The sequence below is a fragment of the Phormidium pseudopriestleyi FRX01 genome (assembly GCF_017313335.1).
Classification (GTDB): domain Bacteria; phylum Cyanobacteriota; class Cyanobacteriia; order Cyanobacteriales; family Laspinemataceae; genus Laspinema; species Laspinema pseudopriestleyi.
Genome location: NZ_JAFLQW010000204.1, coordinates 1 through 14,559, shown reverse-complemented (window position 1 = coordinate 14,559; position 14,559 = coordinate 1). Strand labels below are relative to the sequence as shown.

Below are 14,559 nucleotides of genomic sequence, written 5' to 3'. Positions count from 1 at the left end.
TTGCCTATCTCAACTCGATTCGGTCAATTTTGCAGGACCTGGAGGAGGGATGATGGGGATAACGACTTCAGTCGTTACTACGAACTTTAAGAGGGATAACGACTTCAGTCGTTACTACGAACGCCGGAAATGACCAATGACAAATGACCAACAACCAATGACCAATAACCAATGACCAACAACCAATGACCAACAACCAATGACCAACAACCAATGACCAATGACAAATGACAAATGACAAATGACCAATGACCAATGACCAATGACCAATGACAAACATCACGGTGCCTGCCACAACTTAACCGTCTCATCTCCTGCGGCAGTGGCGAGGGTTTTGCTATCGGGACTGAAGGCGACGCCAAAGACGCGATCGCTATGGTCACTCAGAGTACATAGGGGCGATCGCTGGCCGATATCCCAGATGATAACGGTTTGATCCCGACTGCCACTGGCGAGTAATTTACCATCGGGACTAAAGGCTAGAGTATTGATCCGTTCTGAATGTCCCGATAAACGGGTGATTTGTTCACCTCGACCCACATCCCACAAGATGAGAGTTCCGTCAAAATTGCCGCTAACGATGGTTTTGCCATCGGGACTGAAAGCCACGGCATTGACGAGGCCAGAATCGCCGTAGAGGGTAAAAAACTGCTTGCCCGTGTGGACATTCCACAGCATCAGGGTGGTGTCGCGACTGCCCGAGGCTAGGGTAATGCCATCGGGACTAAAAGCGAGGGAATAGACCCAGCTTGAGTGGCCCCTGAGCTTGCGAAATGGTTTGCCGGTGGATGGATTCCACAGAATAATTTTCCGGTCCCAACTCCCGGACGCCAAGATGGTCCCATCCGGACTAAAGGCTAGAGCATCTACTAATTCAGAATGGCCGGAAAACCATCCCCGAAGATTCCGAATCCGTTCCCCGGTTTTGGCGTTCCACAGAATGATGCTTTTATCTCGACTGCTACTGGCCAACAGGGGAGATACGGGACTAAAGGCGACACACAGGACTAAATCGGAATGACCCTCTAGGGTCCGGAGGCGATCGCCCGTGGGGATATCCCACAGGATTACCCTTTGGTCGGCGCTACCACTAGCTAAGGTACTGCCATCGGGACTAAAGGAGATCCCCCATACCCAACCTTGATGACCTTTGAGGGTCCGGATGCATCTCCAGGCATTGGGATTTCCCTGGGGTGGAGTGGCCCCTGGGGTGGAGGTGGGGACGGTGGGCGGTAAACTTTGCTCTTCTGACCGATTCAAAAAGGTCGGTCGCTGGGAATCCAAGTCTTTCAGAACTTCGGTTACAGACTGATAGCGTTCATTCACTCCCTCGTGCAAGAGTTTCTCTAGGATTTGGGCTAAACGGTCACTCACATCGGTCCCGATTTTCCAGAGTCGTTCTCTCCAGATCCATCTTCCCTCCAGAGGGTCGTACAAATCGTCAACCCACTCTCCAGTTAATAGTTGAATGCAGGTGACCCCTAGACTATAGAGGTCGCTGGCCGGATAGGCGAGTCCCCCCCGGATTTGCTCTGGGGGCGCATATCCTTCGGTGCCAATGGTGCTTCCGGTTCGGGCGAGTCCAAGACTGGCTAAATGTTTAGAAATGCCCAGATTCGTCAGGACTAATTGTCCGTTTTGGCGGCGACGAATATTATCCGGTTTGATATCTCGGTGAATAATATTGCGATCGTGAATGGTTTTGAATACGGGTAAGAGGAGGTCCAGCAGTTCCCAGATTTGGGGTTCTGTGAACGCGCCATGTTGTTCCATCTCTTCGAGCAAACTTTGCCCGTCGATAAACTCGATCGCCATGTACAGGCGTTTGTCTTGCTCAAAATAATCTAGCAACTTGGCAATCTGCGAATGATTTCCCATTGCCTGCCGACGTTGAGCATCGTGATGGAAGACTTCAAGAGTCTTTTCTGGGGTACTACTGTTTGCTGCGGCTTCTTCGCCGGTTTCGACCGGCAGCATTTGCTTGATAATGCAGTAGGTGTCTTGCTGTTGTTGATCCACCCCCAAAAAAGTTCGTTCCATACCCCCTTCTCCGAGAAGTTGGATGGTACGGTAGCGCTCTTTGAGCAGGAAATTCGAGCCACAACTTAGACAAGTCGGGATATTCGGTGGGTTTTGGGGATGTGGACAAGCGGGATTCACGCAATAAGTCATACGAGCAAATACTCAGAAGTGGTTATACAATAATCAGTCTTTACCAAAATTTTTGTCTCGGCGCTTGATTGCCTATTTTATGTTTTATTTTCAGTTGACAAGACAGCTTGCCAAATTTTGATTGTATTATCCCAACTGCTACTGACTAATTTGTTGCCTTGCGGACTAAAGGCAAGAGAGGTAATAGGTCCAGAATGCCATTTTAAGGTGCACAGTTCTTGTCCGGTCCTCAGATGAAATAATCTAATCAGCCGATCGCGACTGCCACAGGCTAGGATTTCCCCATCGGGACTGATTGCGATCGCTTGTACCCAATCCTTCAGGGTCGGCAAGCTGTAGATCTCGGTGTGGGTCTGTAAATCCCACAGTTTCACGGTTTTGTCTTCACTGCCACTGACTAACTGTTGACCGTTGGGGGTAAAGGCGACTGCACGGACTGAGGCCAAATGTCCCTGGAGGGTGGTTTGCTCTAGGCCGCTGCTCAAGTCCCATAATTTGATGGTATGGTCATCGTATCCACCGCCACTGGCTAAGGTTTTACCGTCCGGGGCGATCGCCACAGATTCCACATACCCCGTATGTCCAGTCAGAGTCCCGATTGCCATCCCCGTTGTCAGGTCCCACAGTTTCACGGTACTGTCAAAACAACCTGCCGCGAGTATTCCCCCATCAGGACTGATCGCAATCGACAATGGATAGGCATTTAATCCATCCCAAGTCTGCAATAAGTTCCCACTGCCCAAATCCCACAACTTTAGGGTATTATCCAAACTGCCACTAACTAGAATTTGTCCGTCGGGACTAATTGCAAGGCAACTCACCCACCCAGTATGAGCGGTTAAAGTTCCGATCGCATTCCCGGTAGCCAAATGCCAGACCTTGATTGTTTTATCATAACTACAACTGGCTAAGGTTTCTCCATCGGGGCTAATCGCCACGGCGATCGCATAGTTCTGATGACCCGTCAAAGTATGAATACATTTCCAGGTGGTCGGAATCGAGGGGTTAATTGTCGGGGTCGTCGTTGGGGATGTCGGGGATTTGGACATAAACCGTTGAGGAATTGACCAATAGAGGTCGGCCAGCGCCACTCCCGCACTTTCGTAGCGATCGTTCACCCACTCCTGCACCATCTTATCAATCACTTTTTCTAAGCGGCGATCAATCGTCATTCCTTTTTTGATTAATTCTTCTCGCCACAACCAGCGACCTTTCATCGGATCGTACAATTCATCGGGATTTGTATCAGTCATCAAATGAATACAAGTCACCCCCAAACTGTACAAATCACTGGCAGGATATGCTTTTCCTCCCCGCAGTTGTTCAATGGGTGCATAGCCTTCGGTCCCGATTTTTGTTCCAGTTTTAACTAAAACGTTACTACTCAGTTGTTTAGCTACGCCAAAATCAATTAAAACATATTTTCCATCAGATTTTTGCCTTAAAATATTTTCTGGCTTAATATCTCTATGAACTACATTTTTATCATGAATATACTGTAAAACTGGCAATAAATCTAATAATAAATTTTTGATTTTATCGCTAGAAAATGGTCCATTTTCATCTAACTCCTGCAACAAAGTTTTGCCATTGATGAATTGTTGCACCAAATAGAGACGACCGTCAATGGAGAAATCCGCAAATAAGGTAGGAATTTGGGGATGATCTCCGAGTTGTAACAGTCGTTGAGCTTCCTGGGCGAACATTTTAGTCGCTGTTTCCAATAATTCAGAATTTTGCTGAACTTGGGGTAAGGGCAAAAATTGTTTGATCACACAGGTGGCATTTAAGCGATCGGCATCTTCGGCGATGAAGGTGCGGCCAAATCCCCCTTCTCCCAGGAGGGAAAGTGCTCGATAGCGATCGTTCAGTTGTAACTCGGTGCCACAACTTTGACAAAATTTGATATCGGCTGGATTCTCGGGATTTTGACAGTGGGGATTGAGACAATAGCTCATGCCATTTTTAAGGTAAAATGATTCAGGATACGGGCTTTTCTCATACCAATTCTGGTTATAAGGGAGTTTTTGGGGTTACGGTTCTTGTCCAAATTCGGAACGTAAGGCTTCTAATTCATCGGCGATTGGGTCAAATCCTGGGGTTTTGGGTGGGGGAGTTGTGCTGGGTTTGGGTGGGGGAGCATTGCCCGGTTGTCCTTGACTAAAATGAGTTTTAATCGCTGCTAAATCCACGGAAACCGGGTCAAATTTTCCCGGTTGAACGCGGGTGGAGGGAGGAGTTTTGGGTGCAGCAGGGGGTTTGAGGGGAGGGGAAGGGACTGGATTTGGAGGAGGGGAGGCGATCGCCCCCGGTTGTAATACCTGTAAAACCTCTGTCGCTGATTGATAGCGATCGCGCACTAATTCTTGCAGCAATTTATCTAAAATTTGGGCTAAAATTGGAGAGGTACTTTTCCCTTGCTTTGCCAGTTGCTCTTTCCACACCCAACGGGCATTCATCCCATCATATAAATCATCGGGCATTTTTGCCGTTAATAACTGAATACAAGTCACGCCCAAACTATATAAATCACTGGCGGGATATGCCTGACCCCCGCGAATTTGTTCTAGGGGTGCATACCCGTGAGTTCCGGCGCGAGTTCCCATTTGAGCCAAGGCAGTCCCCGTCCCTTCTTTAGCAACCCCAAAATCTACTAAAACTAGCTTATTATCCTTGCGACGACGTAAAATATTCTCCGGTTTTATATCTCGATGAATCACATGATTGTCATGAATAAATTGCAGAACCGGCAATAAATCGAGTAACAGGGATTTAATTTGATTTTCGCTGAATGCTCCCTGTTGTTTGAGTTCATTTAAAAGGTCTGGTCCGTCAATTAATTCCTGGACTAAATACCAGCGTTTATCTTGTTCAAAATAAGCATAAAGAGAGGGAATTTGAGGATGTTCCCCCAGATGAAGCAGTTGCACCGCTTCCCGTTGAAACAGTTCCGTAGCTTTTGCTAAGGCAGCAGTCCCTTGAATTTGGGGGAAAAACTGTTTAATGACACAGGGTGCATTGAGACGGTCTTCATCAACGGCGAAAAAGGTGCGACCCATCCCCCCTTGGCCCAGGGGTTGTACCGCCCGATAGCGATCGCGTAACAGTAATTTAGCCCCACAAGTTAGACAAAATTTGGTATTGGGGGGATTGGAGGGGTTAGGGCAGTTTGAATTGAGACAATAGGTCATAATCTTACGGGAATTGACAGAATGGGTATCGTTCCTCGGTGATGAGTGGCGATCGCACTGAAACAAATCAACTGCTGTCCAAACTAGGCTAATCCGCCTGATTGTTAAGACAAGACTTGCCAAATTTTAATCGTTTCGTCCCAACTGCCACTAATCACCAGTTTACCATCCGGCGCAAAAATCACCGCATTCACCGCCCCAGTATGTCCGGTGAGGGTGGTAACCAAGTTGGTGAAGAATTGGCCTTTTTCTTGGCGAATTTGCCAGAGATTTAAAGTTTGGTCTGTACTGCCACTGACGATGAGTTTTCCATCAGGAGAAAAGGCCACGGAATTCACCATATCCCGATGGCCGGATAAGGTAGTAATCAGTTTTCCTGTGGAAAAATTCCAGAGTTTAATAGTTCTATCTTTACTACCACTGACTAGAAGGGTACCATCGGGACTGATTGCCAAACAGTTCACCGATTGCAGATGTCCCCCCAGGGTATAGAGCACTTTATGTTGTTTTAAATCCCAAATTTGGATGGCGTTATCCAGACCGCCACTGGCTAAATGTTGACCATTGGGTGCGATCGCAATGGCTTTAATCATCCCCGAACGACCGGCCAAAGTACACAAAGGTGAGACAGAAATGTTTCCTTTCGGTCCAGTTCCAATCTGCCAAAGTCGCACAGTTCTATCTTCGGAACCGGAGGCTAAAATCGTGCCGGTGGAGTTAAATGCCAGGGAATTTACATCCCGTAAATGTTCCGTCAAGGTGGCAATTTCCAGGCCCGTATTCAGATGCCAAAGCTTGATAGTACCATCATCGCTGCAACTAGCCAGAAGATTAGCATCTGGGGAGATGGCGAGTCCATTAATAGATTTGGTATGACCGGATAACCCGCGAAGAGTTTCCCCGGTAAAAAAATTCCAAATCAGGATGCGATCGTCGAGACTGCCACTGGCGAGAATGTGACTGTTGGGTGCGATCGCCAGACAAGTCACCCAAGAGGTATGGCCCGTGAGGGTCCCCACACACCGAGGCCCACTGTGGGTTGAGGCGCGATTACTCATCGGGGGTTTCGAGAAAACAGCCACAGGACTCACCCTCTCCCCATGCGGAAGTAAATTCCGGGTTGTTTGAGGTTTCGTGAACTGGGGATTTTGTATCCTCGTGGCGGCGTTGCGGAGTTCGTGGCGATCGCCCGGGGGGAAAAGTGCGGCCAAATCGGTCAAAACCGCCTGGGCCGATTGATAGCGATCGCTCAAGTTATCTTTAATCATTTTATCCAGAATATCCCCGAGGCGCGGGGCGATCGTCCGGCCTCGATTCGCCAAATACTCCCGCCAAATACATCCCTTAATCGGATCAAACAGTCCATCAGGTTTTGCCCCCGTCAGCAGGTGAATACAGGTCACCCCTAACCCATACAAATCACTGGCGGGATACGCTTTTCCACTGCGAAGCTGTTCGATCGGTGCATAACAGCTTGTCCCAACTTTTGTCCCGGTTTTAGCAACTGAAACGTCCGTCAGTTGTTTGGCCACCCCAAAATCAATCAAAATCAGTTGACCATCTCGCTTCCGTCGCAACAAATTACCCGGAGTAATATCTCGGTGAATCACATTTTTGGAGTGGACAAATTGGAGAACCGGCAAGACTCCCGCGAGGAGTTCGCAAATTTTCTCCTCCCGAAATGGACCCCCCTCTTTGAGTTCATGCCATACGGTTTTACCGTCAATATACTCTTGCACCAAATACAGGCGTTTGTCCTGTTCAAAAGAGGCCAGCAGAGTGGGAATTTGGGGATGTTCTCCCAGTTCGTAAAGTCGGACCGCTTCTTGGTTAAACAGGGAGACGGCCTTCTCGAACAATGCTTGTCTGGATTCACTACTGCCTTGTAGGGTCGGCAGCAGTTGTTTAATGGCACAGGGAGCATTGAGGCGGTCTTCATCGATCGCAAAAAAGGTGCGGCCAAATCCCCCTCGGGCGATCGGTTTGATCGCTCGATAGCGTTCTTTAAGCAGTAACTTTGAGCCGCAACTTTCACAAATTGAAGTCTTCGGCAGATTTTGGGGATTGTGACACCGGGGATTTAGGCAGTAGCTCATATAGGGGCAGGCGATGAACCGATCTATAGCAATCCTAAATGATTTATGACATATATAGCTCCCCTCTCCCCCTTTGGGAGAGGCCTGTCCTGAGCCCTGAGCCCTGAGCCCTGAGCCCTGAGCCCTGAGCCAGTCGAAGCCTGTCCTGAGCCCTGAGCCATAGTTCGATGAACTCACTAGAAGCCTGTCCTGAGCTCTGAGCCAGTCGAAGGGTCGAAGGGGGTCGAAGGGGGTCGAAGGGGGTTGGGGGTGAGGGCATTCCACAACTGATAAAGGCGCTGCTATAGTTTTATTTTGCCTTGTCAGCGTCCAAGTATTTCGACCATCCTCAGCAAAACCCCTCTACCTCGGTGGTCGTTTGCTCTTTTGTGCAGCGATCGCCTGGAGTTTTGTGGTCATCCCCTGAGTTCCCTAACAGCTAACTCCTCGGGGCTTTCTTGGGGTAACCCCCCTCGGGATCAACCAATTTTTAGGCCAAATTTTACACTTCTTGAATATTTATTAATTTTTATGGATTAACCGCCTAAGTACCAATTGTTGTATGCTATTATGGGTTTTGAATGCAGTCTTAATTTTTGATTGAAGGCTGGCACTCTTTTCCTCCCAAGATTCTCCCTCTCCCCATCCGCTTTCCCCAGTCCGAGGACTCGGTTTCCCTTCAGATCGCTCTAGGTCAATGCCGACTTGTTTTTCGGGAAAGAATTGGGACATTATTTGTCAATAACCTGCCCCTAAACTTTTAGCTTAGTCGGCGACTTCCGAGGGCTGATTACTATTAATAAAATTTCCGACGACTTGACGCAGTTGGGCTGCATCAAAGGGCTTAGTTAAATATTCCGTTGCTCCAGCTAACCGACCTTGGACCTTATCAAACAGCCCATCGCGAGCCGTTAGCATGACGATGGGCAGTTCTTGAAATTGCGGGATGTTCCTCACGGTTCGACAAAGTTCTAAGCCATCTATTCCAGGCATGGAAACATCGAGCAACAAAATAGAAACCTGCTCGTGATAAATCATCGACAAAGCATCCACGGCATTATCTGCCACTAGGACGCGATAATCCTGAGCTAATGCTCGCTTGACTAAATCTTGCATGACGATACTATCATCGACGGCTAGAATGGTGGCTACGGAACTATTATTTTCAGACATTTTTTCTCTCCAGTCCTTAAAAACACTTCAGATGGACAGGTTAGAATCGCAACAACTTGACCGGCTTTTCGGCCAAATCTTTGTTGACTCAATCGGACGATACTCTATCCCCTGAACGATGGGTATATCTCTATTTAAACTTTACCCTATTTTTCCCATGAAATAACGAATAGGGTCCAGAAACAAAATTCGGGTTTTTGGTGGATGATGCTACAGTGGTTTTACCTAGATTAAACGCCGAAAACAACCGCCCTTCGCCCGACCAGGCGATCGCTTTTCTTCTGCGGCAATCAAACCCGGATATTTTCCGGTTAGCTTCATCCCTCGTAAAGCTTTGATAAAGTTTGCTCATTTGCTCAACTTGCCCGCCGAATTAATCGCACTAGGTTCGTTCTTAACCGAGGACAGACTCAGCTTTTTGACCCTTTTATAAAAAATCCCCTGAAAACCCTGTGACTTTAGTCCAGCAATTGTAGGGTGGGCACTGCCCACCTGACTATTGTAGGGTGGGCACTGCCCACCTGCTGGCAACTTACGGTGGGCAGTGCCCACCCTACTCCTGCTGGCAACTTACGGTGGGCAGTGCCCACCCTACTCCTCCCCGGATGCTAACTAACCTTTAACCCCCGAGATTAGCGGTTTCCGGTTGGGGTTTTTTGGCCTTGAGGGGTTTGCGCTGACCCATTCCCAAGGCGGGTAACAGTTTGTCTTTTAAAAAGATACTGACGGTCACAAATAATGCAATGATTAATGCCCCAATTCCAATCGGACTCGGGACCCAGAATCGGGTCTCCAGATGATTCACTTGTCCCGGTTGGAGGGTCCAGACCAGTTGCCGACCATTGTTGCGACTCTGTGGCATCAGTCCATCGTCTGAGATAACGGCCTGTGCACCCCAGGGCGTATTTAAGGTAAATTCCAGATCTAACAGAACCCCCGGACTGACAATCACGGTGCCATTGGAGGAAATTACCCCCAGCGATCGCAAATCTAACTCGTAATTTAAGTGATTATAAATCGCCAGTAAAACATTCCGTTGTCTGAGGGTCATCTGAGAAGAAATATCGGGAATTTGCGTCTCGGGGGAATTCGCTAACTCCCCTTGACTCCCCTGATCGGGATTGAAAAATTGGTTAAACTTATCTACTAATTCCGCCCCATTATTAAACGGAATTTTCACCGTAATTTCTCGGTCAGAACTGCGTTTAACCTGCCCGTGCAATTGGCGAGTGCGGCGTTCGATGCTATCTAACCACACTTGAGCGGTAGAACTACTAAAGGCTTTGAGTCGTTCTCCGAGTTGAATATGTTGGACAATTTCTCCATGAGTTTGACTCTCAAAGTTAATCCCCACATCATATTCCACACAGCCGGTCAGCAACATTGGGACCAGTAACAGGACAATCCAGACTGGCGATCGCCTGACTCTCCCTTGAATCCACTCCCGGACCATCCTCCCAAAAACTGCTAATTTCACAAATTTCTCTCCCTCCGGTCAATTGATTAACTCATTTTTTACAAACAGAAAATTTAACCTTGTCTGGCAGAAACTCCAAGTTTACCAAACAGCATACTCGGCAATAATGCACCGCCGCCTACCCAGTCCCGTTCCTGACTAAAATCTACTAAATTGTCAAAGGCTTCAAAAATACTCCCGGCAACCATTGTATTTTTCACTCGCCCGACAATCTCGCCATTTTCGATTTTATAACCCAAATCTAAGTTAACCGAAAATTCCCCCGCCAGTTGATTAGATTGACCGGCGCCAAGCACTTGCTCAATGATCAATCCTTCCTTGACTGAGGCAATTAACTCAGCGGTGGAGGTATGACCCGGATTCACGCAGAGGTTGACCAAATCTGGTCCTGGGCGCGAGAGTCCACCGCGAAACCCGTTTCCCGTCGATTGTAACCCGGCACGGGCCCCCCAGCGTCGGTCCCAGTAAAACCCGTTCACCACGCCGTTTTCAATTAGGGTGTTGGGACTGGTGGGGGTGCCTTCATCGTCAAATTCACAAGCTGAGGGGCCGATGGTGGGGTCTTCAAATAGGGTCAGGCGCTCATCGAATACTTTTTCGCCGACTTTATCCATGAGGGGGGATGCCTTTTGGACTACCGCTTGACCGGATAAGATGGTATCAAATAGACTGCCTAGGGTACTGGCTGCGGCTCTGGGGGTAAAGAAGACTGGGAAAGAACCACTGGTGATGGTGGCGGGACGTTCGGCGAGTTGGTATTTTCTGAGGATGTCTTTGAGGATGCGATCGAAGTCAGGAAGGCGATCGCGGGCGACATCATAGCTATAAACTTGCAGGAAATCTTCCCCTTTGACTAAGTTACCACTCAGACTCGCGCTAACAATCTGGCTCGATCGCGTGGCATACAGATCTTGGGTGGTCATAATTTTGACCGTCCCATTGCGAACATGAAAGCTGACATCCACCAGAATATCCGGGTTGTAAGCATGAACTTGCTCAATTTGATTTCGACCGACTTCCAGCAATTCCTGGGTTGTTGGGGGTTGATATTCTGAGGCTGGGGAGGACAAATGCAGGTTACTGGCGAACTCAAATTCGGCACTGTCTCCAATGGATGAGGTTTGGACGGCAGCATCGACTAAATCATCGAGGCGGGTGAGGTCCGTGGAACTGGCAAAGCCAATTTTGCCTTTGGAAATCACCCGGAGGGCAACCCCTTGCAGGGCTTTGGTTTGCAGGGATTTCAGGCGGTTGTTTTCAAATTCAATTGGGGTATCTTGACTGGAGACATAGTAAACCTCGGCAGAGTCTACCCGAGATTTTGCCAAGTTGAGAATTTTCTCTAGAGTCGAATCACTCACAATTTCTGTTGTTGTTACTGGTTTTCTTCTCGATCTTAGGTCGGATCGGGCTGCGATCGCTACCCGTCTGGATCAGAATCTGGGAATAACATCAGTCATGAGCAATAATACCAGGGGTTTTTCCGAAAATTCCTGGAAATTACTCGGGTTTGGGCGGTTTGCTGGGACTGCGACGGGATTTTTCCTGCTGTTTCTGTCGTTTGAGGCGCTGAATCTCTATAAGGACCTGTTGCCACTGTGCGTTTAACTCCTTGGAGGCATCATCGCTATGAAAATCCAAATAGGTGACCGTTTTGCGAATTAAATACTCAAATTCTGGCAAGTTCATAAGTGCTATTTTTCAACAGGTTGATGTGAGAATTAGTATATATAGCGGTTCTAAATGATTTTGCGAATGGACCCAAGCCCGAAACCCTAGGAGTGCGAGCATCTTGCTCGCTTTCTTTATGTCAAAATCATTTAGACGCGCTATATAGCGGTTCTAAATGATTTTGCGAATGGACCCTCACCCCTTTCTCGTCGGCGGCCCAAAGCGGGAGAGGGGAGCCGATTAGGATTGCTATAGAGCTTGGACTTGGAAAATATGCGTAAGTCCTGACTACAAATCGGTAAAACAGTCAAAGCTCAAGCCTTGTGGCATTCTGGTCACCCCGAACGAAGGAATTGCTGTCGTTTCCGGCTTCATTTTTGACTGTCTAAATAACGACTAAATTCGGGACGTTGAACCCCGATAAAACTCTTAAGTTTGTAGTAACGACTTCAGTCGTTTCCGAATTACCAAACCCATCGTAAAAATCACCGTTTCATATTGCGCTTCAAACGTTCCAACTCTTCATCAGCTTCCCAACGGCGAAATTCCTGATCCAAAGGGTCTGCACCGCTGTTAAAACTGCGGTTATAATTTTTATTCCATCCCGTATCCCAACTCGTTTCAGTTTTTGTTTGAGCACGCGCTGTCTCTGCCTCAACGGATTTTGCCTTCACTTCCCGACGGCGAACTTGAATCTGACGATACAAATCTTTCGCCTTTTCAATCCGTTCTTTCACCCCTTGCATTTGTCCCCAGAATTGATTGCCTTCCCGGAGTAAAGAGGCTTCTCGTTCTTGTGCGGCACGCACCAAATCTTCCCGATTGGCAGCTTTGGCTTTACTAACGCGATCGTGCCAGAGTTGAATCTCCTGAGCGGTGGAGAGAATGCTATCCTGCAATTGCTTTTCTTTCCGTTGCAATTCCAGAATTAACTTGAGGGTATCTTCCTCTTGTTCGCGCAGTTGCTCTTCTAGCACTTGCAATTCCAGATGAGGATTATTTCGCATAAATTCTTCTAATCTGGTTTCTAAGAACCGGCTCATGTCTTCAAATAGACCCATTGCAGGCACTCCCTCGCTCAGGTTTTACTTCAGGTATCTATGGCAATTTTTCGTGATTGTTTTCACGACTAGGGGTGCACAGGATGCACCCCTACTGGTTGATGAGTCTTAAAGGGGGATTCCCTATAAAGACTGTCCCGTATAGATTGAGCGGACTTCACCATTACGACGAATAATGGCTTCGCCGTCTTTGACTTCAACTAAACTCCAGCCGCTGGAGCCGATCGTCTCGCCAATATTCACCCGACGGGGAACTCCATCGACTTCAAATAAGGCAACGGAGCGATCGCCCAATTCCAGAATTCCCACTAATTGATGCTTGAGACCCGAAACGCTAGAACTGGATGCCGCTGCTGCGGGAACGGGTTCCGATTCTTCCCCTGCGGTACTTTCGGCTGCTCCATTATCTCCGGGGGCTTCTTCTGCGGTTGGGGGTGCGGGTTGCGGAACCGGGGGGGGTGGCGCTGCCACCTGGGGTTGGACGGTAACCGCTCTTGGAGGTTGGGTGGGAGTGGGAGTGGGGGCCGGTTCTGGGGTGGGGGCTTGAGCTGCTTGGGGTGCCGGTGCCGGAGTTGCTGGTGCTGGCGCTGCTGGTTTCGGCGGTGCCGTCGGTGCTGGTGCTGGAGTTGCTGGCGCTGTTGCGGTGGTTTGAGGCGCTGCGGGGGTCCGAGGAACTGTAACGGTCAGATTGGGTTGCACCAGAGTCGGATTGATGCCGCGTTCCAAGGCGATCGCAATCCGATTGAGCACTTCGGCAAGATTCCCTTGATGGGGAGTATTCACCGTAACTTGAGGTGCAGGGATCATCACATTCGCGGGATTAACCGTGACATTCACCGGAGGGGGCGGCGGGGGAATCGGTAACGCGGTATTGGGTGGCACCACAGGTTGAGCCGGTTGACCCGACGCTTGGCGGTCCATGACATCGAGCGATCGCTCCATATAGGCGGCAAAATCCGCGTCTGCCTCAGCTTTCAACTGTTCCGGCGTTTTCGGAGGCTCCACAGCTACACGCTGTGCCGGGGCAATTTGCGCCCAGAATTGCTGCAAATATCCTCGATTCCATAACCATAAACCCAGGGTAATCAGAAGCAATCCACAGGCGGACCCTAATAAGAGGCGATCGAACGATTGTCCCTTGCGTCGCTTATCCGTGCGGGTTGCCTTGGCATCCACCGTCGTTTCTGCTGCAGTTTTGGGCATCATCGTCGAAGGGAGGATGATTTGTGGCACTTGCACCGATTGCAATGTCACCAAATCCGGGGGTGCGGGTTTGGGTTTGCGACTGCCTCCATCTAAAATTCGGTCTACATCGTGAAACAGGTCATTCATGAGGCGATCGGCGTAGGCATCGACGGACCAATTCGAGGTCCCGACCCCGCCTCTCTCCTGTTCCGCTTGGGGTGAGTCTATGGTTTTGGTGCTGATATCCTGAGACATGGCCTTTTTTTTATAAGGGTTAGGGTTTAAAGATGCGATCGCAATCATCGGGCGACTACTGGCAACCGGGCAGTTCCCCTCCGATTTTATAACCTAGTTTACACAATCCGACAGTCCTAATTTTAGGGCCTAATCCATTTCAACGAGTTGCACCCATTTATTGTCCTCGCTTTTGCCAGAACGGTCAACCATCTTTCTGTTACCGAGAATCGGCGTAAAGCCCCCGGATTTATCCGTGGGGATATGAGCCGACCGTGTTAAAATAGTAAAAGCGAGTAAGAATAATCATCTGCGTGATT

General features: G+C 48.8%; 10 protein-coding genes. All 10 read right to left on the bottom strand.

Translation table 11 applies throughout. The features are described from left to right. Positions 1 to 279: 279 nt before the first annotated feature. The gene (locus J0895_RS07415) at positions 280 to 2,172 is read right to left on the bottom strand and encodes a serine/threonine-protein kinase (protein WP_207087470.1); all 1,893 of its coding nucleotides are present in this window, start codon (positions 2,170 to 2,172) and stop codon (positions 280 to 282) included. 77 nt (positions 2,173 to 2,249) lie between these two features. Further along, a complete protein-coding gene (locus J0895_RS07410; RefSeq protein ID WP_207087469.1) occupies positions 2,250 to 4,130 on the bottom strand; it encodes a WD40 repeat domain-containing serine/threonine-protein kinase in 1,881 nt (626 codons plus the stop codon). Between the two features lie 75 nt (positions 4,131 to 4,205). Next, a complete protein-coding gene (locus J0895_RS07405; protein ID WP_207087468.1) occupies positions 4,206 to 5,363 on the bottom strand; it encodes a serine/threonine-protein kinase in 1,158 nt (385 codons plus the stop codon). Between the two features lie 104 nt (positions 5,364 to 5,467). Next, positions 5,468 to 7,459, bottom strand: coding sequence for a serine/threonine-protein kinase (locus tag J0895_RS07400; RefSeq protein WP_207087467.1), 1,992 nt, complete (start codon positions 7,457 to 7,459; stop codon positions 5,468 to 5,470). Between the two features lie 744 nt (positions 7,460 to 8,203). Then, complete coding sequence (locus J0895_RS07395; RefSeq protein ID WP_207087466.1) at positions 8,204 to 8,611, bottom strand: response regulator; 408 nt, start codon at positions 8,609 to 8,611, stop codon at positions 8,204 to 8,206. Between the two features lie 619 nt (positions 8,612 to 9,230). Further along, positions 9,231 to 10,088 (bottom strand): DUF3153 domain-containing protein, encoded by an 858-nt coding sequence (locus tag J0895_RS07390; protein ID WP_207087465.1) that lies wholly within the window; start codon positions 10,086 to 10,088, stop codon positions 9,231 to 9,233. Between the two features lie 53 nt (positions 10,089 to 10,141). Beyond that, positions 10,142 to 11,449 carry a metallopeptidase TldD-related protein gene (locus J0895_RS07385; protein WP_207087464.1) on the bottom strand — a complete coding sequence of 436 codons (1,308 nt, stop codon included), beginning with the start codon at positions 11,447 to 11,449 and terminating at the stop codon, positions 10,142 to 10,144. 139 nt (positions 11,450 to 11,588) lie between these two features. Next, positions 11,589 to 11,777: a hypothetical protein gene (locus J0895_RS07380; protein ID WP_207087463.1), complete on the bottom strand. Its 189-nt coding sequence runs from the start codon at positions 11,775 to 11,777 to the stop codon at positions 11,589 to 11,591. A 467-nt stretch (positions 11,778 to 12,244) separates the two neighbouring features. After that, positions 12,245 to 12,820: a TIGR04376 family protein gene (locus tag J0895_RS07375; protein ID WP_207087462.1), complete on the bottom strand. Its 576-nt coding sequence runs from the start codon at positions 12,818 to 12,820 to the stop codon at positions 12,245 to 12,247. A 123-nt stretch (positions 12,821 to 12,943) separates the two neighbouring features. Further along, a complete protein-coding gene (locus J0895_RS07370; RefSeq protein WP_207087461.1) occupies positions 12,944 to 14,260 on the bottom strand; it encodes a hypothetical protein in 1,317 nt (438 codons plus the stop codon). Between the last annotated feature and the right edge of the window lie 299 nt (positions 14,261 to 14,559).